This is a genomic window from Mesorhizobium sp. P2_A12, assembly GCF_056405075.1.
Genome location: NZ_JBFUCU010000003.1, coordinates 98,085 through 117,564, shown reverse-complemented (window position 1 = coordinate 117,564; position 19,480 = coordinate 98,085). Strand labels below are relative to the sequence as shown.

The 19,480-nt window shown below is 63.3% G+C and carries 17 protein-coding genes and 1 tRNA gene; 7 read left to right on the top strand and 11 right to left on the bottom strand.

What is annotated here, in order from left to right:
* The first annotated feature begins 3 nt into the window (after positions 1-3).
* Positions 4-207, top strand: coding sequence for a hypothetical protein (locus AC1DZU_RS08170; RefSeq protein WP_477283491.1), 204 nt, complete (start codon positions 4-6; stop codon positions 205-207).
* A gap of 387 nt (positions 208-594) precedes the next feature.
* Here AC1DZU_RS08170 and AC1DZU_RS08165 read toward each other — a convergent pair whose 3' ends face one another.
* On the bottom strand, positions 595-1,434 hold the full coding sequence (locus AC1DZU_RS08165; protein ID WP_477283489.1) for a hypothetical protein: 840 nt from the start codon (positions 1,432-1,434) through the stop codon (positions 595-597).
* A gap of 620 nt (positions 1,435-2,054) precedes the next feature.
* Positions 2,055-2,131, bottom strand: a tRNA-Pro gene (locus AC1DZU_RS08160).
* 200 nt (positions 2,132-2,331) lie between these two features.
* On the opposite strand from AC1DZU_RS08160, the gene AC1DZU_RS08155 reads away from it, so the two are divergent.
* Positions 2,332-3,852 carry a phosphomannomutase/phosphoglucomutase gene (locus tag AC1DZU_RS08155; RefSeq protein ID WP_477283487.1) on the top strand — a complete coding sequence of 507 codons (1,521 nt, stop codon included), beginning with the start codon at positions 2,332-2,334 and terminating at the stop codon, positions 3,850-3,852.
* Between the two features lie 35 nt (positions 3,853-3,887).
* Here AC1DZU_RS08155 and AC1DZU_RS08150 read toward each other — a convergent pair whose 3' ends face one another.
* Complete coding sequence (locus tag AC1DZU_RS08150; protein WP_477283485.1) at positions 3,888-4,766, bottom strand: NmrA/HSCARG family protein; 879 nt, start codon at positions 4,764-4,766, stop codon at positions 3,888-3,890.
* Positions 4,767-4,866: 100 nt separating this feature from the next.
* On the opposite strand from AC1DZU_RS08150, the gene AC1DZU_RS08145 reads away from it, so the two are divergent.
* Both AC1DZU_RS08145 and AC1DZU_RS08140 read left to right on the top strand, forming a co-directional pair.
* A complete protein-coding gene (locus AC1DZU_RS08145) occupies positions 4,867-5,766 on the top strand; it encodes a LysR family transcriptional regulator (protein ID WP_477283483.1) in 900 nt (299 codons plus the stop codon).
* A 51-nt stretch (positions 5,767-5,817) separates the two neighbouring features.
* Positions 5,818-8,058 carry a mannose-1-phosphate guanylyltransferase/mannose-6-phosphate isomerase gene (locus AC1DZU_RS08140; RefSeq protein WP_477283481.1) on the top strand — a complete coding sequence of 747 codons (2,241 nt, stop codon included), beginning with the start codon at positions 5,818-5,820 and terminating at the stop codon, positions 8,056-8,058.
* A gap of 7 nt (positions 8,059-8,065) precedes the next feature.
* Here the strand turns inward: AC1DZU_RS08140 and betB are convergent, their stop codons facing one another.
* From betB to betI, 5 genes are read right to left on the bottom strand one after another with little or no spacing between them, the layout of a single operon-like run.
* A complete protein-coding gene (betB, locus tag AC1DZU_RS08135; protein WP_477283479.1) occupies positions 8,066-9,529 on the bottom strand; it encodes a betaine-aldehyde dehydrogenase in 1,464 nt (487 codons plus the stop codon).
* 51 nt (positions 9,530-9,580) lie between these two features.
* Entirely contained in the window at positions 9,581-11,233 is a 1,653-nt protein-coding gene (gene betA / locus AC1DZU_RS08130) for a choline dehydrogenase (RefSeq protein WP_477283476.1), read from the bottom strand.
* A gap of 3 nt (positions 11,234-11,236) precedes the next feature.
* Entirely contained in the window at positions 11,237-12,247 is a 1,011-nt protein-coding gene (locus tag AC1DZU_RS08125) for a threonine/serine dehydratase (protein ID WP_477283474.1), read from the bottom strand.
* On the bottom strand, positions 12,244-13,773 hold the full coding sequence (betC, locus tag AC1DZU_RS08120; protein ID WP_477283472.1) for a choline-sulfatase: 1,530 nt from the start codon (positions 13,771-13,773) through the stop codon (positions 12,244-12,246). Before betC ends, AC1DZU_RS08125 begins: the two co-directional genes overlap by 4 nt.
* On the bottom strand, positions 13,770-14,360 hold the full coding sequence (gene betI, locus AC1DZU_RS08115; RefSeq protein ID WP_477283470.1) for a choline-binding transcriptional repressor BetI: 591 nt from the start codon (positions 14,358-14,360) through the stop codon (positions 13,770-13,772). Before betI ends, betC begins: the two co-directional genes overlap by 4 nt.
* Positions 14,361-14,559: 199 nt before the next feature.
* On the opposite strand from betI, the gene AC1DZU_RS08110 reads away from it, so the two are divergent.
* On the top strand, positions 14,560-15,726 hold the full coding sequence (locus tag AC1DZU_RS08110; RefSeq protein WP_477283468.1) for an acetyl-CoA acetyltransferase: 1,167 nt from the start codon (positions 14,560-14,562) through the stop codon (positions 15,724-15,726).
* A 125-nt stretch (positions 15,727-15,851) separates the two neighbouring features.
* Positions 15,852-16,856, top strand: a complete 1,005-nt coding sequence (locus tag AC1DZU_RS08105) for an asparaginase (RefSeq protein ID WP_477283466.1) — start codon at positions 15,852-15,854, stop codon at positions 16,854-16,856.
* Positions 16,857-16,867: 11 nt separating this feature from the next.
* Here AC1DZU_RS08105 and AC1DZU_RS08100 read toward each other — a convergent pair whose 3' ends face one another.
* Entirely contained in the window at positions 16,868-18,244 is a 1,377-nt protein-coding gene (locus AC1DZU_RS08100) for a TIGR03808 family TAT-translocated repetitive protein (protein WP_477283464.1), read from the bottom strand.
* A gap of 121 nt (positions 18,245-18,365) precedes the next feature.
* On the opposite strand from AC1DZU_RS08100, the gene greA reads away from it, so the two are divergent.
* A complete protein-coding gene (greA, locus tag AC1DZU_RS08095; protein ID WP_477283462.1) occupies positions 18,366-18,839 on the top strand; it encodes a transcription elongation factor GreA in 474 nt (157 codons plus the stop codon).
* Here greA and AC1DZU_RS08090 read toward each other — a convergent pair.
* Both AC1DZU_RS08090 and AC1DZU_RS08085 read right to left on the bottom strand, forming a co-directional pair.
* On the bottom strand, positions 18,836-19,225 hold the full coding sequence (locus tag AC1DZU_RS08090; RefSeq protein ID WP_477283460.1) for a type II toxin-antitoxin system death-on-curing family toxin: 390 nt from the start codon (positions 19,223-19,225) through the stop codon (positions 18,836-18,838). The two genes, greA and AC1DZU_RS08090, sit on opposite strands and share 4 nt — an antisense overlap.
* On the bottom strand, positions 19,222-19,443 hold the full coding sequence (locus AC1DZU_RS08085) for an AbrB/MazE/SpoVT family DNA-binding domain-containing protein (RefSeq protein WP_477283458.1): 222 nt from the start codon (positions 19,441-19,443) through the stop codon (positions 19,222-19,224). The genes AC1DZU_RS08090 and AC1DZU_RS08085 overlap by 4 nt, the downstream gene beginning before the upstream one ends.
* Between the last annotated feature and the right edge of the window lie 37 nt (positions 19,444-19,480).

Sequence of the window (19,480 nt, the reverse complement as noted above, 5' to 3'; positions counted from 1 at the left end):
GCCATGACCGGCCCGCTTGAAACCGTGAAGAAGGCCCTGCAGGCCTATGTCGACAAGGATCGCGCGCCCATCGATTCGGTGATCGACAGGCCGTACAGCTTCACCAGTCCGCTCGACAACGCGCTCGGTCGCGAAATCGATTTTGAACGCTGCTGGCTGTCAATAACATCCCCTCGTCTCCCAACTATGCACATCGAACCTGCCTAGCCGCGGCGCTCGGGCGGTTCGGCCGCTTTTTGATCGTTTCATCTTGATGATAGTGGACGCGCGGCTTCCGGCTCAATTTCGGCCAAACACGACTTGAGGAGTGGCCCACAAAAAGACGCTCTTGGCGTTCAGCGGACCCTGTTGATCGCGATCATGGCACGCCGTTAATATTAGCGTTGTTCTCCATTCGAAGCGCTCAGGCCGGAAGCTGCCGTGCGTAGACGCCCCAGTCATTGCCCGCTGCGGATAAGTTTGCAGTTGGACAATGATGGCCAGCCGGGCGATCCCGGTATTTAGCGTTGCTTCGGCGAGTCAATACTGAGCCTGCGCTTGCGCGCCATCTCTCCGACAGGACCAACGGCTGGACGCGATCGAGCGCAGGCGGATTCAGTTGGTGCTTGTTGTGGCGGTGAACCCGCACTGCTTCTGTTCCATATCGATCTGCTTCGTGATGCGGACGGCGTTCTGTGCGTAGGCCTCCGTCACGGAGCCACTATTCACGGTCTTGTCCTTCAGCGGACTCACGCCTGCGCAGAGGTGGAAAACATGCGGCTCAGTGGACTTCGCGGCTCCGTTTTCGGGCGCGATCCAGTACACGACATCCTGACCAGCGGGGTGTGCCGCGTCCTTCGTCGCCGCAGCCACCGTGGTGGAGTCAGTGGCGATCTCCTGCGCCTGAGCGGCGACGTCGGGCGAACAGGCGGTGGTGGGCTGCCCCGACTTGATTTGGGCTGCGCATGCGTTCATATCCTGGGTGTATTGTTCGACCGACGGGGGTTTGAAACTGATCCCCATGACCGTCGCGAGCACGGCCAGCGCAGCGCCGAGGCCGCCGGCAACCTTCTTGGTCTGGGGATCCATGTTTTTGTCGGTGAGGATCAGGAAAACCAGCGGGAGGAAGGCAATCAGCGTGATGATTGCGCCGAGCTGGTTTTGGAAGAAGAACCTGGCCGGGTCGGATGCGCGGGCCGGATCGTGCCTGTTGGCCGCCTTCCACAACAAGTTGCCGGCGATTGCAAAAATCGCGATGCCGACCAGAAGGCCGATGATCAGCGGCAGGTGTCCCTGGTCGAACTTATTCTGGCGAAGCAGCATAATCCCGTAGATCTCGCCGCCAATGGCGACGATCCACGAGAGTGCGGCGAAAAGGCGAAGACGCGTGGCGGAGGACTTCTGGCCCTGCGTCGCTTGCCAATCCTTGGTAACGTCTGGCTTGTTGTCGGTCATTGACCAGTTCCCCTTATATCGACACTTCTGCGGGCGCCGTTAGACCAGAAGGCCAACCCGCCCTACGCAGCGTCATTGAACGGGCGTCCCCTGCCTAGCGACGCGGCGAAAATGTGAGCGCCACTGCAGGCCTCATCCCGTCCATATTGCGCATGAGTGAATCCGTCCGTCCATACCCACGGAGGCAGACGTCTATGCGGCGATGGCTCCGTTCTTCTTAATCTCTGGCTCGAACTTGACGCTGCGTTCCCTCGCTTGCCTCGCTTGCCTCGCTTCCCTGGCGATCCGGTAGAAGCCGGTCACAGGACCGATCGAAAGCAACGTCGGCAGATCCGAACTGAGGCCGGATCGATTGTCCAAGGACCTTAAAGTGGCCAGTCCGCTGGCGCGAAGCGGACATAGATGGCGAGATGAGAACCATCTGCAAAATCGCGAGTGGTTAAAGGCGCCGGAAGCAAGCCGACCTGGGCTGGCGAGTGAGACGGGCAGCAATAGCGTGTCGCATTTTGATAGCTATGCGTCTGCCAACTGCATCGAGCGGCCTAGATGCTTTTCCATTTTTTCTGTGGGGATATCTGTGGGGGCGCCAAAGTCGGGATGCGCTAACACGTTGTTTTTTCTGGTCGGAGTGGCAGGATTTGAACCTGCGACCCCCTCGTCCCGAACGAGGTGCGCTACCAGGCTGCGCTACACTCCGTGACCAGACCGCGGGCTTATAGCCGCCGCACTTCGTTCCTGCAAGCGGCAATGGCAGCGGTTCTGTCGCATTTCGTCGTCTTTCGTCGGGCATTCCCGGAAAGCCCGGATTTCCACCCGGGATAAACGAGGTTTAAAGCCTTGTGTGCTAAACCGCCGCTTGGATGGAATCCTATTTCTGCCGCCTGGAGCTTTGCTGTCTTGCCCCCAAAAATCGTTGGCGAAGCCCGCCCCAACAGCTTCGAATTCGAAACCGAGGCGCTGATCAAGGCGTCGGGTTTTCGCGAATACGATGCGCGCTGGTGGTTCGGTCATCCCGGCTCCGCGCAGCCGCCGGAGCTTAATCTGATCGGCGTCCAGGCGCTCGGCATGGGGCTCGGCACGCTGATCCGCCGTCTCGGTGCTGGCCCCGATATCGTCACCGGGCACGATTTCCGTTCCTACTCGCTGTCGATCAAACTGGCGCTGGTCACCGGCCTGATGGCCGCCGGTGCAAAGGTGAGGGATATCGGCCTGGCGCTGTCGCCGATGGCCTATTTCGCCCAGTTCGCGCTGGACACACCGTCCGTCGCCATGGTTACCGCCTCGCACAACGAGAATGGCTGGACCGGCGTCAAGATGGGCGCGGCGCGGCCGCTGACCTTCGGCCCGGAGGAGATGAGCGCCTTGAAGGCGATCGTGCTGGCTGGCGACTTCGACCTCGCCGGCGGCGGTTCCTATGACTTCGTCCGAGATTTCCGTGCGACCTATCTCGATGATCTGGTCAGTGACAAGCGCATCACGCGAAAGCTGAAAGTGGTCGCCGCTTGCGGCAATGGTACCGCCGGCGCCTTTGCCCCGGAGGCCTTGCTGCGCATCGGTTGCGAGGTCATCCCGCTCGATGTCGAACTCGACCACACCTTCCCGCGCTACAATCCCAATCCCGAGGACATGAAGATGCTGCATGCCATTAGGGACAAGGTGCTGGAGACGGGCGCCGATGTCGGTCTCGGCTTCGACGGCGATGGCGACCGTTGCGGTGTCGTCGACAATGAAGGCAACGAGATTTTTGCCGACAAGGTCGGCGTCTTGCTCGCGCGTGATATTTCGCTGCTTCACCCGGCCTCGACCTTCGTCGTCGACGTCAAGTCGACCGGCCTGTTCAACACCGACGCGGTGCTGCGCGCCAACGGCGCCGTCACCGACTACTGGAAGACCGGTCACTCCTACATCAAGCGCCGCGTCGCCGAGCTCGGCGCCGTCGCCGGCTTCGAAAAGTCAGGCCATTTCTTCTTCAATCCGCCGATCGGGCGCGGCTATGACGACGGGCTCGTCACCGCGATCGCCATCTGCCAGATGCTGGATCGCAGCCCCGGCAGTTCGATGGCCGACCTCTACCGGGCGCTGCCGCTGACCTTCGGCACGCCAACCATGTCGCCGCACTGCGCCGACGATGTGAAGTATGGCGTGGTCGAGCGGGTGGTTGCCGATTTTCAGGCGATGCAGCGCGATGGCGCCAGCTTCGCCGGCCAGAAGATCATTGATCTGATCACCGTCAACGGCGTGCGCGTGGTCGCCGAGGACGGCACTTGGGGCCTGGTGCGGGCGTCATCGAACAAGCCGGAGCTTGTCGTGGTCGTCGAAAGCCCGGTGTCGTCGCAGCGACGCCGGCAGATGTTCGAGGCCGTCGACGCCGTGCTGCGACGCAGCCCCGAAGTCGGCGCCTACAACCAGACTTTCTAAGCTTCAGGACCCGATCGCGGCGTAGCGAAGCGTACTCAGCCGGCTGAAGCTAGGGCGCTCCAGTCGAACGCTCGCGCCCAGTCGGCAAAACTGTGCCAGCGGACCTCCGGGAAATCCTTGTGCAAGGCGGCGATATCGACATCGTAGCCGACGCGGTCGAACCATTCGAACATCAGGGCCGCATCCTCGCTTTGCTGGCGCGCCGCGGCGAGCGGGATTTCCTGATAGCGGATCGGGTGACCGATGGCTTCGGACAGGATTTTCGCTTGCTCTTCGCCTGATAATTCGTCCCCGGCGAAATCGAACCGCCTGCCGAACACCTGTTCTCGCCGCTCGGCCAAAGCGGCGACGAAGCCGCCAATGTCCGCCAGGGAGACCAGTTGGAGGACGCGTTTGGGAGGCATTGCGAAGGCATAGGTGCCCTGGCTGAGCGCGCCGATCGACCATGGCGCGACGACATTCTCCATGAAGGCGACCGGCGCGCTGATCGTGTAGGGGATGCCGAGCCCGACGACATGTTTCTCGACCAGATATTTGCTTTCGAAATGCGGGATGCCGGTCTTCTTGTCGGCGTCGGCAACGGATGAATAGATCAAATGTCCGACGCCGGCAGCCTTGGCCGCATCTGCGGCGATGATCCCCTGGCGGGTTTCCTCCTGCATGCCAGCCTCATAGCTGTTGCCCATCAGGAACATGGTGTCGACGTCTTTTGCGGCCCTCACGACGGAGGCCGCGTCAGCCAGATCACCGGCCACGATCTCGGCGCCCGCAGACGCCAGTTGCCGTGCGGCCTCACCGTCCGGCTTGCGCGTCAATGCCTTGACGCGATGTCCCCTGGACAACAGAGCGCGTGCAACCGCGCCGCCTTGCTGACCAGTCGCGCCGGTTACCAGAATGTTTCGTTTGCTGGCCATGGTGTGTGTTCCTTCTTGTTTGGCTGCAGCAAAGTTAGGATCTTCCGCATTGATGCATAATTGGCTATAATTGGAAAACGTCGTCCCAATTTTGGATACAATGATCGATCTCAACGATATCGTCGTGTTTGCTCGCGTCGTCGAAGCCGGCAGTTTCACCGCCGCCGCGCGCCTGCTCACCATGCCCAAGACGACGGTCAGCCGCCGCATTGCCGCGCTCGAACGCGAAGTCGGCGTCCGCCTGCTGCAGCGCACGACACGTAGCCTCAACCTGACGGATGCCGGGCGTCTCTACTATGAGCAGAGCAGCCAGGGCCTGCGCTCTATCGAGGAGGCAAATCTGCGCCTGGCGGAGGCGAGGGCGGAGCCGTCGGGTACGATTCGCATTTCGGCCCCGGTTGGCTTTAGCGGCCATTTCCTCATCCGCGCCGTGGTCGACTTTCTCGCAATGTATCCGAAGACCAATGTCGAACTCCGCCTCACCGACGACAGGCTCAATCTGGTCGAGGATGGCATAGACCTCGCTTTCCGCACCGGAATCCTTCAGGATTCGACGCTGATCGCCCGCAAGCTCGGCTCCACGCACCGGCTGCTCGGCGCCAGCCCGGACTATCTCGCCCTGAACGGCACACCGCAAAGCCCGGCGGACCTCACGCACCATCAATGCGTCATCGCGGGCGCTTCTGCCTCAGGCGCTCATTGGGTGCTGGAAGGGCCACACGGCCAGGAAACGGTCATGGTGGCAGGGCGCTTTGCCGCCAATGAAATGCAGGCGGTCGTTGCGGCCGCGCTCGCCGGCTTCGGCATCGCCCAATTGCCCCAGGCGATGGCCGAAGGGCTTATCAAGGAGGGGCGACTGCAGCACGTTCTCGCGGACTACACGACACCGGCCGGCGGCTTGCATGCCCTCTATCCGAGCAGCCGCCACCTATCGCCCCTGGTCAAGGCATTTATCGAGCTTGCATCCAAACGAATTTCCAAGGGCATAAACACCGCTTAAGGCTTGTGTAGTAGCAACCGGTCACCCAATGCTTCTGAGCGCGAGACCCGAATGACCGAGCGGATCGTTAGTTTTGTCATGAGCGGCGGCATCGGCTCGCGGCTATGGCCGCTGTCGCGCGAGGACAACCCCAAGCAGTTCCACGATCTGTCCGGCGATGGCTCGATGCTGGCCAAGACCTTGCGTCGGCTCACGGCGAGACCGGAGGGCGAAACGCCCATCTTCCTGATCGCCTCGGAGCGTCATGCCGACCGCGTCCGTGCCGACCTTGCCGGCCTCGATCTCGCCGGCGGCGGGCCGTTGTTCGAGCCGACCGGCCGCAACACCGCCGCCGCCGTCGCGCTGGCGACGCTGCGCACGCTGTCCGAGTTCGGCGACAGCCTGGTTCTGGTGGTGCCGTCGGATCACGAGATCAACACCCCGCGCCAATTCTGGCACAGTGTCGAAGCCGGTACCGAGGCGGCGCGCCAGGGCCGGCTGGTGGTGTTCGGCGTCAAGCCGACGCAACCCGAGACCGGCTACGGCTATATTGAAGTCGCGGCCGAGAGCGGCGGCACCTTCGACGTGTCGCGCTTTGTCGAAAAGCCTGACCTTGCAACGGCGCAGGACTATCTCCAGGCCGGAAGTTTTTATTGGAACACCGGCATCTTCCTGTTTCGCGCCGGCGCCATGCGCGACGCCTTCGCGGCGTTCCAACCTGACATCTGGCAGGCCACCGATGCGGCCTACAGAGCGGCGACATCGGATCTGTCCGGCCTCTATATGCCGCTCGAACTCTACGCCGCCATTCCGTCGAACTCGATCGACTACGCCATCATGGAGAGGGCGAAAGACATCGCCATGGTGCCGGCCGGCTTCCGCTGGAACGATCTCGGCTCCTGGCAGTCGCTGCTCGATGTCGGCCCCGCCGACGACCAGGGCAATGTCGTTATCGGCGATGTCGTCGCCATCGACTGCGAGAACTCCTACATCCGCAGCGACGGCCGCCTGCTGTCGGCGATCGGCATGAAGGACGTCGCCATCGTTTCCACCGCCGACGCCACCTTCGTCGCTCCCGTCAGCCACAGCCAGCACGTCAAGAAGATCGTCGAACAGCTTGAGAAGTCGGGCCGGCTGGAAACCCGGTTCACGCCGGCGCATGACCGTGTCATCGAAAGCGGCGCCTGGCGGCGGCGCGTGCATCACTGGCTGTTTCAGGAGACCTTGCCGCTCTGGTCGACATCGGGCGTCGACGAGCGCCATGGCGGTTTTCACGAAGCGCTCGGCCTTGATGCCTCACCGCTGATGAAGCCCAAGCGCATGCGCACCATGGCAAGGCAGGTCTATGCCTTCGCCGTCGCCAAAGCGCGCGGCTGGGACGGTCCGGCCGACCGGCTGATCAGCCACGGCATCGACTTCGTGGCCAAGAATGGCCGCACCGACAAAGGCGGTTGGGTGCGCACGCTGAACGTCGACGGCTCCGTCGCCGACGCCACCGAGGATGCCTACGATCATTCCTGCGTGCTGCTGGCACTGGCGCATGCGCATCTGTCGGGCAATCCCGACGCCTTGCGGCTTGGTCAGGAAACCTTCGCTTTTCTCGACACATATCTCGAGGACAGCCGCCTGACCGGCTTCCTCGAGACATCTGACGGGGAGGGCGAGCGGCGCTCCAACCCGCACATGCATCTGCTCGAGGCGTTTCTCGCCTGGTACCAGGCGACCGGCGAGCGCACCCATCTGCGCCGTGCGGCGCGCATCATCGACCTGTTCCGCAGCCATTTCTTCGACGCCGAAAGCTGGACCCTGGGCGAGTATTTCGACGCCGAATGGAAACCGTCCGCCGGCGAGAAGGGGGCCTGGACCGAGCCCGGACACCATTTCGAATGGGCCTCGCTGCTGGTCGATTTCGCCGAGCGCAGCGGCCAGGCGGATTTGAGCAGCTTCGCCCGAAAACTCTACGCCTCGGCCATCGCCAACGGCCTCAACCGCGCCACCGGTCTCGCTTATGGCGCCGTCTCCAGGCAAGGCCTGCCGCTCGACCGCGTCTCCCGCAGCTGGCCGCAGGCCGAAGCGGTCAAGGCGGCAATTGCGCTGGATGGCTCGGGCGGGCCCGACCTCAAGCCCGAAATCGAGGAACGCGTTGGCCGCCTGTTCCGCTGGCACATCGACCCGGCGCCGCTCGGCCTGTGGATCGACCGCATCGATGAACGCGGCCGTTCGCTGGCGACTGATGTGCCGGCCAGCATCTTCTATCACCTGGTCTGCGCGCTGACCCAGTATCTGGACAGCACGGCGCAGAAGCCGACGTAGGCTGCGCTCAGTAGGGGCTCGCCACGTCCCCTGTCTCGACATAGATCGACTTCAGCTGCGAATAGAGCGCCAGTGCCGCCAGCGAATTCTCCCGCCCGATGCCGGATTGCTTGAAACCGCCGAAAGGAATCTCAACCGGTGTCAAATTGTAGGCGTTGATCCAGCAGGTGCCGGCCTGCAGTTCGGCGATGACGCGATGGGCGCGCGGCAGGTCGCGGGTGAAGACGCCGGCGGCGAGGCCGAACTCGGTGTCGTTGGCGCGGTCGATCACCTCGTCCTCGCCGTCGAATTTCAGCACGCTCATCACCGGCCCGAAAATCTCCTCGCGGGCGATGCGCATCGTGTCGGTGACGCCGGTGAAGACCGTCGGTTCGATGAAGAAGCCGCCGTCAAAACCTTGCAGCGAAGGCACGTTGCCGCCACAGGCGAGGACAGCGCCATCCCGCTTGCCGATTTCGATATAGCCGATCACCTTGTCGTGCTGCGCTTTCGACACCAGCGGACCCATCTGGGTTTCGGGATCGAGCGGATCGCCGATGCGGATCTTCTTCGTCCGCTCTATCAAACGATCGACGAAGCGGTCGTGAATGCCGCTCTGCACGAAGACGCGCGTGCCGTTGGAGCAGATTTGGCCGGTCGAATAGAAATTGCCGAGCATGGCGCCGCCAATGGCATTCTCGATGTCGGCATCGTCGAAGACGATCAGCGGCGACTTGCCGCCAAGCTCCATCGTCGCATGCTTCATCTTCGAACCGGCCAGCGACAGCACCTTGCGCCCGGTCGGCACCGAGCCGGTCACCGAGACCTTGGCGACGACATCATGGCCGACGAGACCGGCGCCGACATCGCCATAGCCCTGCACGACGTTGAACAGCCCATCGGGCAGGCCGGCCTCGCTGTAGATCTCGGCCAGCGCGAGCGCCGAAAGCGGCGTGTTCTCCGACGGCTTGAACACCATGGCGTTGCCCATGGCCAGCGCCGGCGCGGATTTCCAGCCGGCGATCTGGATCGGGTAGTTCCAGGCGCCGATGCCGACACAGACGCCGAGTGCCTCGCGCCTGGTGTAGGCGAAGGGGCCGCCGAGATCGACTGACTCGCCATTGTAGGCAGCGACCGCGCCGCCGAAATATTCAAGGCAGTCCGCGGCCGACGGCGCGTCCGCGACCAGCGTTTCCTGGATCGCCTTGCCGGTGTCGAGCGTCTCGATGCGGGCGAGGTCGGCGTTGCGGGCGCGCAAGATATCGGCGGCGCGGCGCAGGATGCGTCCGCGTTCGACCGGCTTCAGCCGCGCCCATGCGGGCTGCGCGGCTCGCGCAGCCTCGACGGCAAGCTCCAGCACGTTCGGTGTCGCCGAACGCAGCATGGCGATCGTCTCGCCGGTTGCCGGATAGATGACCGGCAGCGGCGCGCCTTGCTCATCGTCGATGTAGCGTCCGTTGACATAGTGCGATGCCGTGGGCTGGGCGCGCATGGAGGTCTCCAAATCGTCTTCGCTTGGGCGGAACGTTCGCCGGATCATGCTCTATCTGTCGGATGCCTGCCAGCGCGGATTGATCCAGGGTTCCTGGTTGGACGGCGCCAGCGGCGTGCGGCCGAGAATGTGGTCGGAAGCCTTCTCGCCGGTCATGATCGACGGCGCATTGAGGTTGCCGTTGGTGACGCGCGGGAAGATCGAGGAATCGGCGACGCGCAATCCCTCGACGCCGATGACCCGGCATTCCGGATCGACGACGCTCATCATGTCGTCGGCGTGGCCCATCTTGCAGGTGCCGCAAGGATGGTAGGCGCTCTCGGCGTGATCCCTGATGAAGACATCGAGATCGTCATCCGACTGCACGTGGCTGCCCGGCGAGATTTCCTTGCCGCGGTAGCCATCGAACGCCTTCTGGCCGAAGATCTCGCGGGTCAGCCGGATGCAGTGGCGGAACTCCGTCCAGTCGTCAGGATGCGACATGTAGTTGAAGCGGATCACAGGCTTCGATTTCGGGTCCGGCGAGCGCAGCGTCACCGAGCCGCGCGACTTCGACCGCATCGGTCCGACATGCGCCTGGAAGCCGTGCGACTTCGCCGCTGCTTTGCCATCATAGCGGACCGCCGCCGGGATGAAGTGGTACTGGATATCGGGATAGTCGACACCGGCGCGTGAGCGCACGAAGGCCGCTGCCTCGAAATGGTTGGTGGCGCCTAGCCCGGTCTTGAAGAACAGCCACTGCGCCCCGATCAGCGCTTTCGAGAACGGGTTGAGCACCGAATTGAGCGTGATCGGCTGTGTCGATTCCTGCTGGATATAGAGCTCCATATGGTCCTGCAGGTTGCGGCCGACGCCGGGCCTGTCGGCCACCACGGCAATGCCGTTTTCCCTCAGATGCTCGGCCGGACCGATGCCCGACAGCATCAGGATCATGGGCGAATTGATCGACGAAGCGGCGACGATCACCTCACGTCGCGCCTTAACGACCTGAATCTGTTTGTGAGCTTCGATCTCGACGCCGATGGCGCGTTGATTCTCGATGATCACCCGGCGGGCGAAACCCTTGAGCAGGCTAACATTCTTGCGGTTCAACGCCGGCTTCAGATAGGCGCTTGCAGCCGACCAGCGGCGGCCGCCGCGAATGGTCTGCTCCATCGCCCCAAAGCCCTCCTGCTTGGAACCATTGTAGTCGTCGGTCAGTTCGAACCCGGCCTGGCGCCCCGCCTCGACGAAGGCGCCGTAAAGCGGATTGCGTCGCGAGCCGCGCTGTACATGCAATGGCCCGCTATGCCCGCGCCAGCCATCCTCGCCGCCGTCATTGTCCTCCATGCGCTTGAAGTAGGGGAGCACGTCGGCAAAGCCCCAGCCGGTAGCACCTTCTTCGGCCCAATGGTCGAAGTCGCGGGCATGGCCGCGCACATAGACCATGCCGTTGATCGAGGACGAACCGCCGATCACCTTGCCGCGCGGCGTCGCCAGCACGCGGCCGCCCAGATGCGGCTCCGGTTCGCTGGCAAAGCCCCAGTCGTAGAGGCTCATGTTGAGCGGGATCGACAGCGCCGATGGCATCTGGATCAGCGGCCCGATATCGGTGCCGCCGAATTCGATGACGATCACAGAATGCTTGCCGTCCTCGGACAGCCGATAGGCCATGGCCGAGCCGGCCGAGCCTGAGCCTATGATGACGAAATCCGCTTCAAGCATGGTTCATTTCAACCCATCGTTCATATGCGCGATGAAATCGGCGAGCGAGACGTTGCCGCCAGTTGCCATCACGAGCACGGTCTTGCCCTTTACATCCACCTTGCCGCCGAGCAGGGCCGCCAGCGAGGCGGCACCCGACGGTTCGAGCACCAGCTTCATGCGCTCAAAGGCGATGCGCATGGCACTCCGCACAGATTGATCGTCGACTGTGATGCCGCGCACGCCTGATATCTTGACCGCCGCGAACGGCGCGTCGCCCGGCCGGCGCGACATCAGCCCGTCGCAGATCGACTTCGGGCCGATCGGCATCGTCTCGATGCTGCCATGCGCTAGCGACGAGCCCATGCCGTTGAAACCTTCCGGCTCGACGCCGATGATCTCGGTGGCGGGTGAAAGATAGTGGAAGGCGAGCGAAACGCCGCCGATCAATCCGCCGCCGCCGACCGAGCAGAACAAAAGGTCGGCGCTGGCGTCCTTGGCGGCAAGCTGGTCGAGCGCTTCGAGGCCGGCGCCCGCCTGGCCGGCGACGATCTCCGGGTCGTCGAACGGATGCAGCAGGGCCAACCCTTCGGTCTCTGCGATCTCCCGCGCCTTGGCGGCGGCGACTTCCTCTCGCGCGCGCTCGCCATGGTCGGTCAGCACGACACGGGCGCCATACCCTGCCGTGGCATCGCGTTTGGCGGCGGGTGCATCGATCGGCATGACGATGGTGACCGGAATGCCAAGCGCCTGGCCGGCTGCCGCCAGCCCTTGCGCGAAATTGCCGGAGGAATAGGCGACGACGCCCTTCTTCGCCTCGTCGGCTGAAAGCTGCTTCAACCGCCAATAGGCGCCGCGTATCTTGAAGGATCCAGCCCATTGCAGCGATTCCGGCTTGATGAATACACGAGCCGCGCCCGTCTCTCTGGCCAAGGCTGCCGATTCCAGCAGCGGCGTGATCTGTGTCGCCCGCGAGGTGACGGCATAGGCCTGCTTGAGATGATCGAGGGAGGGGACGAGAAGGTCTGCCATCATTCGCCTCGTGGATACCGTTTGCTCTCCTCGAGATTGTCGAGGTTCATGTGATTGCGCATGTAGCGTTCCGACGCCTTTTGCAGCGGCTGGAAATCCCAGGGGTAGTAGGCGCCGTTGCGCAGCGCGGGATAGACGATCCAGCGGCGCGCCTGGCTTTCGCGCACGGCGGCGTCGAAGCCAGCCATGTCCCAGCGCGCCCGGACCTTGTTCATGAACGTTGCCACCAGACCCGCATTGGCCGGGTCGTCGGCCAAATTGTCTCGCTCGAGCGGATCGGCTTCGAGATCGAACAGTTGCGGCGGGTCGAGTTCGCAATGGACGAATTTGTATCTGCCGTCGCGGATCGCCACCAAGGGGGCGGAGGAACCTTCGGCGGCATATTCCATCAACACAGGCGCGGTGCGCTCACTGCCCTCGGTGAGCGGCAGCAGCGACTGGCCGTCGGTCCACGGCGCGATCGCCCCGATGTCGATGCCGGCAAGGTCGCAAAGCGTCGGCGCGACGTCGAGATTGGAGACCGGCGCTTCGATCAGTCCGGCGCGAACGCCCTTGCCGGCGATCATCAGCGGCACCCGCGCCGAGCCCTCGAAGAAGCTCATCTTGAACCACAGGCCGCGCTCGCCGAGCATGTCGCCATGGTCCGAGCAGAACAGGATGACGGTGTCGTCGAGCATGCGCGTTCGCGCCAGGACGTCCAGAAGCTCGCCGAGCTTGTCATCGACATAGGAGATGTTGGCGAAATAGCCGCGCCGGGAACGACGCACTTGTTCAGGGGTGATCTCGAAAGACGGATAATCGCAGGCGTGGTACAGCCGCTGCGAATGCGTGTCCTGCTCGTCATGCGCAATGAACCCGGTTTCCGGGTCCAGCGCCTGGCAGTGTTCGTAGAGATCCCAATACTGCTTGCGCGCAACATAGGGATCGTGCGGGTGCGACAGCGAAACGGTGAGGCACCAGGGCCGATGGTCCAAATCGTCCTGTTCGCGCGACAGCTGATAGAGTTTCTGCGTGGCCAGGAACACGACCTCGTCGTCATATTCCATCTGGTTGGTGGTCTCGGCGACGCCAGCGCCGGTCACCGAACCCAGATTGTGGTACCACCATTCGATGCGCTCGCCGGGCTTGCGGTAATCCGGGGTCCAGCCGAAATCGGCCGGATAGATGTCGGTGGTCAGCCGCTCCTCGAAGCCGTGCAACTGGTCCGGTCCGACGAAATGCATCTTGCCCGACAGGCAGGTGTAGTAGCCGGCGGCGCGCAGATGATGGGCGAAGGTCGGGATCGACGAGACGAATTCAGCGGCATTGTCATAGACCCCGGTGCGAGACGGCAACTGCCCGCTCATGAACGAGACCCGCCCTGGCGCGCAAAGTGGCGATGCGGTGTAGTTGTTGGCAAAGCGCGCCGAGCGGGCGGCCAGTGCCTTGAGATGCGGCACATGCAGGAAGTCCGCCGGCCCATCCGGGAACAGCGTACCGTTGAGCTGATCGACCATGACGATCAGGAAATTGGGTCGCTTGGCTGTCACTGTGTCTGCCGTCCACCGAGTTTGGTTTCGAGATAGTCCTCGACCAGCGCGATTGCGGTCGCGGCGTCGGGCACGCCGTCCTTCAGCGCGCGCCTGATGTAGAGCCCGTCGATCAGCGCTGCGGTCGCTTCGGCGACGCGATCGGCCTCGGCTCTCGGCAGGATGCCGGTCAGCCCGCTCAACAGGTTGGAGTGCAGGCGCCGCGCATAGACCTTGAGCAGCCGGCGCAGCGCCGCCGATTTCTGCGCCTCGACATAGAAGGCGAGCCAGGCTGCGATGGTTTCCGGCTGGAACTGGAGCTCGGAGAAGTTGACGGCCACGACCGCCGAAACGCGCTGGCGCGGGCTCCCGGCGGCACCAAGGGCGCGCCGCATGTCGATGGTCAGTTCGGCCAGGATATGGCGCATCGTCGCCAGCAGGAGCTCATCCTTGGCGCCAAAATAATGATGGGCAAGGGCAGAGGACACGCCGGCGCGGCCGGCGATCTCGGACATGGTCACGTCGAGCGAGCCGCGTTCGCCGATCGCCGAGATCGTCGCGTCGATGAGCGCCTTGCGGCGCAGGGGTTCCATTCCGATTTTCGGCATCTCGCTAGGGTCCTTTGAAGCAGGATTATTTTTTATTGACGGGTCAATCAACAAAAAAATCGGTCGTCGCTAGCCTGCACCAAGCGATTGTCCGGTTCCGGCCCTTCCCGGCGCGGGCATGATTGTTTATATTTGAACAATAAAGGCGAAGTGCGCCATGAGCCCTCATGCTAGGCTGGCGCCAAGGATGGAGACCGCCATGACCGCATGCATCGTTGGCTGGGCGCATTCGCGCTTCGGCAAGCTTGAGGGCGAGACGCTCGAAAACCTGATCGTCAAGGTGGCGACCGACGCGCTCGACCATGCCGGCATCGGCCCCGACGAGGTCGACGAGATCGTGCTCGGCCACTTCAACGCCGGCTTTTCGGCGCAGGATTTCACCGCCAGCCTGGTGCTTCAGGCCGACGACCGGCTGCGCTTCAAGCCGGCGACGCGCGTCGAGAACGCTTGCGCCACCGGCTCGGCTGCGGTCAGGCAAGGCATCCGCGCCATCGACGCCAATGCCGCCCGCATCGTGCTGGTGGTCGGTGCCGAGCAGATGACGACGACGCCCGGCCCCGAGATCGGCAAGAACCTGCTCAAGGCTTCCTACCTGCCTGAGGATGGCGATACGCCAGCCGGTTTCGCGGGCGTCTTCGGCAAGATTGCCCAGGCCTATTTCCAGCGCTATGGCGACCAGTCGGACGCGCTGGCGATGATCGCCGCCAAGAACCACAAGAACGGCGTCGACAATCCCTACGCGCAGATGCGCAAGGATTTCGGCTATGAGTTCTGCCGCCAGGAAAGTGAAAAAAACCCCTTCGTTGCCGGTCCGTTGAAGCGCACCGACTGTTCGCTGGTCTCCGACGGCGCCGCGGCCCTTGTCCTTGCCGACACAGCGACGGCGCTGAAGATGCGCCGCGCCGTTGCCTTCCGCGCCAACGAGCATGTGCAGGATTTCCTGCCGATGTCGAAGCGCGACATCCTGACCTTCGAAGGCTGCGAACAGGCCTGGACCCGTGCGCTGAAGAATGCCGGCGTGTCGCTCGACGATCTGTCCTTCGTCGAGACGCATGACTGCTTCACCATCGCTGAGCTGATCGAGTATGAGGCGATGGGCCTGGCCAAGCCAGGCGAGGGGGCGAAGCTCGCCATGAGCGGCGAGACCGCCAGGGATGGCCGCCTGCCGGTCAATCCATCGGGCGGGCTCAAGGCCAAGGGTCATCCGATCGGCGCCACCGGCGTTTCCATGCATGTTTTGACCGCCATGCAGCTTGTCGGCGAAGCCGGCGGCATCCAGGTGCCGGGGGCAAAACTTGGCGGCATCTTCAACATGGGCGGCGCGGCGGTCGCCAACTACGTTTCCATTCTCGACCGGATCAGGTAAACCCGCCCGCATTACAGCGCCGCGCGCCCTTTGAGGCGCGCAAAGGACGCTGTAACACTTTGATTTTGCGCATGACCTCGAAGATCTGTTCCGATCCTCGCGGTCGTGGGCAAGCGGGAGGGTTCATGACAAATCCGGTTCTGATCGAAATCCTGCGCGGCGCGATCGTCGAGAGCGCGCATCGCGGTGCCGTCGCGGTTTTCGATGCCGACGGCAAGCCGGTCCTGGAGATCGGCGACACCTCGAAGCCAGTGTTTCCGCGCTCCGCGGTCAAGGCGATCCAGGCATTGCCGCTGGTCGAAAGCGGGACGGCGGACGCTTATGGCTTCGGCAACCGCGAACTGGCGCTTGCCTGTGCCTCCCATTCGGGCGAGCCGGCGCATGTGGAGTTGGCGCGTTCCATGCTGGCCAGGGCCGGGCTGGACGGGTCAGCGCTGGAATGCGGCGCGCATTGGCCCTCCAGTCATGACGCGGAGATTGCGCTTGCCCACGCCGGCGGTTCGCCGAACGCGCTGCACAACAATTGCTCCGGCAAGCATTCCGGGTTTCTCTGCACCTGCGTCCACACGGGCATTGCGCACCGCGGCTATATCAAGCCGGGGCACGCCTTGCAGGAGATGGTGCGCGACGCCATGCAGGCCGTGACGGGCGCTGTCCATGGTGCGAATGAACGAGCGACCGATGGCTGCTCGATCCCGACCTACGCGGTGCCGCTCAGGAACTTCGCCCTCGGCTTTGCCCGTATGGCCACGACGAATGGTTTTGGTCCCGAGCGAGCCAAGGCCGCAAAGCGTCTGCTGACCGCCTGCATGACAGAACCGTTCTTTGTCGCCGGCACCGGCCGCGAAGACGTCGCGTTGATGGAAGCCGCACCAGGGCGGATTTTCGCGAAAGGCGGCGCCGAAGGTGTTCACTGTGCCGCAATTCCGGAACTTGGCCTCGGCATCGCACTCAAATGCGATGATGGCGCCGGCCGAGCCGGCGAAGCCATGGTTGCCGCCGTTCTTGCCAAATTGTTGCGCGCGGACGAGACTTTGGCGGCGAAGCTGCTCGAACTGGCCAACGCTCCGATTAAGAGCCGGATTGGCGCCAAGGTTGGGGCGCTCAGGCCCACAGTGGCCTTGGACTAAAAGTCCAGCATTCAGCTGACGTGATTGCGCTCGACGGTCAAGTGCGCATAGCCGCTCTTGTCCGACGATGTCAGGTCGCTTGTCGCCGGTTCGGCCCAGCGCTGGCCGACGACGGCGCCGTTCAGCGCGCCATCGATGACATTGTCCGAGATGACGGCCGTGCCGGCGCCCTCGACCACGCTGACGACGATGCCGGTTCCAGCCTTGCGGATGATGTTGCCGGTGGCCACGACATTGCGCAGGTACGGCCCCCAGCCGATCTGCATGCCATAGAGGGGTGCGTTCTCGATGACATTGTTGGAAACGGTTGTGTCGGCCTCGACGCCAATGCCGACGCCAAAACCGGGCGGGTCGGCGGGGTAGGGGCCGCTGGTCGACAGATTGCGCACGATGTTGCCCGAGCAGACGCCCATGCGGCCACCTTCATTGAAGTTGACGATCGAGATGCCGTTGGCGGCGCCGTCGACGATGTTGTTGCTGATGATGGCGCCTTCGAACGAGAATTCGGAATAGACCGCGGTCTCGCCCGAGCGCGAGCAGGTGTTGCCTGAAATCTGCAGATTGCTGGCGCTGTTGGCGCGGATCGCCGAAAAGGCGCAGTCCGAGACGATGTTGCCCGAGATGACGACATTGCCGGCCCGGAAGGCGTTGATGCCATTGCCGTTCTGCCCGGTTCCGCCGCTGCGTGCCTGGATGCGCTCGACGCGGTTGCCGGTGACCATGGTGCCGTCTTCCGCCGCCTGCCAGCGGTGCACCAGGATGCCGCCATTGGCGCAGTCGGAGACTGTGTTGCCCGTGATTGCCAGCCCATCAGCCTCGACCGAATAGATGCCGGCATCGGCAGCCCCTGAGATGTCCGAGCGCTCGACCCGGCCTGCTGCGTGTTCCAGCGCCAATCCGTTCTTGCCGCTGCCGGTTATCTGGCAATTGTCGACAATGAGGTGCGCGACCCGGCGCAGATCGAGCAATGCTTGCGCGTAGTCGCCCATCGAGCGGTTGCTGCCATCGAAGACCAGCCCGCTGAGTTCAATATGGTCGGCCTGTTCGGCCATGAACAGGTGGCCGTCGCCGCCATAGACGATCCGCGTTGCGCCCGGCACGCCGGAAAGACGCACGCGGCCGGGCAGCGAGAGGTTGGACACCACATAGGTGCCGGGCGGCAGGAACACCGGCATGTCGCGGTCGTTGGCATCACGCAGCAGCTTGGCGAAGGCCTTGCTCTGATCGTCAAAGGTGCCGGGTGAGACGCCAAGTTCGGTGGCGTTGATCGAACCGCGCATCGAGGCTTTCTCGATGCCGGTCAGGCTGGCGGCCGCCGCTCTGCCAAGCGAGAGGCCCAAGACGGCAAAGCCGGCGGTTCCGGTTAAAAACGTTCGTCTGTTCAACATCGGCACAGGGTCCTGGCGTTAGACCCAGACACCGCAGGATTCGTGCCAGACGGTCTGTCGCTGCTTGCCAGCGCAGCGACAATGGCTTGTCGAGCAGCCTCTCCGCGCCTAAGCTCAGCGGATGAGCAGAGCTTTTACCCGCGAGGAAGACAGCGAAAACGCCATCGCCGGCATCGGCGAGAGGCCGATCAGCCAGCACCGCAACCTGGTGACGGAGACCGGCCTGGCCATGATCGAGGAGAATTTGGCCGATCTGCGCGACATATTGGCGAAAGCCGAAAGGAAGGCGGACCGCGAGCGCATCGCGGTGGTGTCGCGCGACCTGCGCTATTGGACCGCCAGGCGCGAAAGCGCCGAGTTGTCCGTGCCGGAGCCGGGGAGCGACCTGGTTCGTTTCGGCATGGGCGCCACGCTCGAGGGTGATGACGGCAGGAAGGTGCACTGGAAGATCGTCGGCGAGGACGAGGCCGACCCGGCCAAGGGCACGATTTCCCATGTGTCGCCGATGGCCGTCGCCTTGTTCGGCAAGAAGGTTGGCGACGTGGCTGTCGTCAACGGCAAGGAATGGGAAATCGTCAAGCTCTCGGACAGCTAGTCTTCGAACTTGACGACATGGTCGCGGAAGAAAGCCGCGGCTCCGGCTTCATCGATTTCGCCGGAAGCGACGGCCATGACGAATTCGTAAAGCGTCCCGTTGTCGGCTGTCAGAACATGGCCATTCACAATCAAAAATGCGCCGGCGGCCACGATGGCAGTACGCTTGTTACCGTCGACAAAGGCATGATTTCTGGCAATGCCAAAGACATAGGCAGCGGCGAGATCCCCGACCGACGGGTCCCCACAGTTCGCCTTGTTTTCAGCGCGGGCGAGCGCCGATTCGAGAGCATTTTCATCTCTCAAACCTTCCGCTCCGCCGTGCCTGCGCAATTGCTCGGCATGCATCGCTTCGACTGCGCGACGTGACAGAAACTCCCAGCTCATTCGGCGAGTTTCTGTAGTGCGACCTTGTACTTGTCCATGACCTTGCGAGCTGCTTCCATCTGCCGCTCGAAACTGTCGTCCACCGCCTTGAGGACGATGTCCCTATCCGTTTCGAGAATCTGAAGCTGGTCGCCGGCTTTGAGATTCAGACGTTCAAGCAGCTCCTTGGGCAGGATCACACCTTCGGAATTACCGATCTTGCGAATGGTCGTGTTCATGACGGATATCCTGTTGCAACGCCGATTATAACGCGGC

Coding starts and splice junctions, on each gene's coding strand:
- AC1DZU_RS08125 (WP_477283474.1), bottom strand. CDS start 12,247: ATGATGGCAGACCTTCTCGTCCCCTCCCTCGATCATCTCAAGCAGGCC.
- greA (WP_477283462.1), top strand. CDS start 18,366: ATGAGCAGAGCTTTTACCCGCGAGGAAGACAGCGAAAACGCCATCGCC.
- AC1DZU_RS08150 (WP_477283485.1), bottom strand. CDS start 4,766: ATGGCCAGCAAACGAAACATTCTGGTAACCGGCGCGACTGGTCAGCAA.
- AC1DZU_RS08170 (WP_477283491.1), top strand. CDS start 4: ATGACCGGCCCGCTTGAAACCGTGAAGAAGGCCCTGCAGGCCTATGTC.
- AC1DZU_RS08145 (WP_477283483.1), top strand. CDS start 4,867: ATGATCGATCTCAACGATATCGTCGTGTTTGCTCGCGTCGTCGAAGCC.
- AC1DZU_RS08105 (WP_477283466.1), top strand. CDS start 15,852: ATGACAAATCCGGTTCTGATCGAAATCCTGCGCGGCGCGATCGTCGAG.
- betA (WP_477283476.1), bottom strand. CDS start 11,233: ATGCTTGAAGCGGATTTCGTCATCATAGGCTCAGGCTCGGCCGGCTCG.
- AC1DZU_RS08090 (WP_477283460.1), bottom strand. CDS start 19,225: ATGAGCTGGGAGTTTCTGTCACGTCGCGCAGTCGAAGCGATGCATGCC.
- betB (WP_477283479.1), bottom strand. CDS start 9,529: ATGCGCGCCCAGCCCACGGCATCGCACTATGTCAACGGACGCTACATC.
- AC1DZU_RS08110 (WP_477283468.1), top strand. CDS start 14,560: ATGACCGCATGCATCGTTGGCTGGGCGCATTCGCGCTTCGGCAAGCTT.
- betI (WP_477283470.1), bottom strand. CDS start 14,360: ATGCCGAAAATCGGAATGGAACCCCTGCGCCGCAAGGCGCTCATCGAC.
- AC1DZU_RS08140 (WP_477283481.1), top strand. CDS start 5,818: ATGACCGAGCGGATCGTTAGTTTTGTCATGAGCGGCGGCATCGGCTCG.
- AC1DZU_RS08165 (WP_477283489.1), bottom strand. CDS start 1,434: ATGACCGACAACAAGCCAGACGTTACCAAGGATTGGCAAGCGACGCAG.
- AC1DZU_RS08085 (WP_477283458.1), bottom strand. CDS start 19,443: ATGAACACGACCATTCGCAAGATCGGTAATTCCGAAGGTGTGATCCTG.
- AC1DZU_RS08100 (WP_477283464.1), bottom strand. CDS start 18,244: ATGTTGAACAGACGAACGTTTTTAACCGGAACCGCCGGCTTTGCCGTC.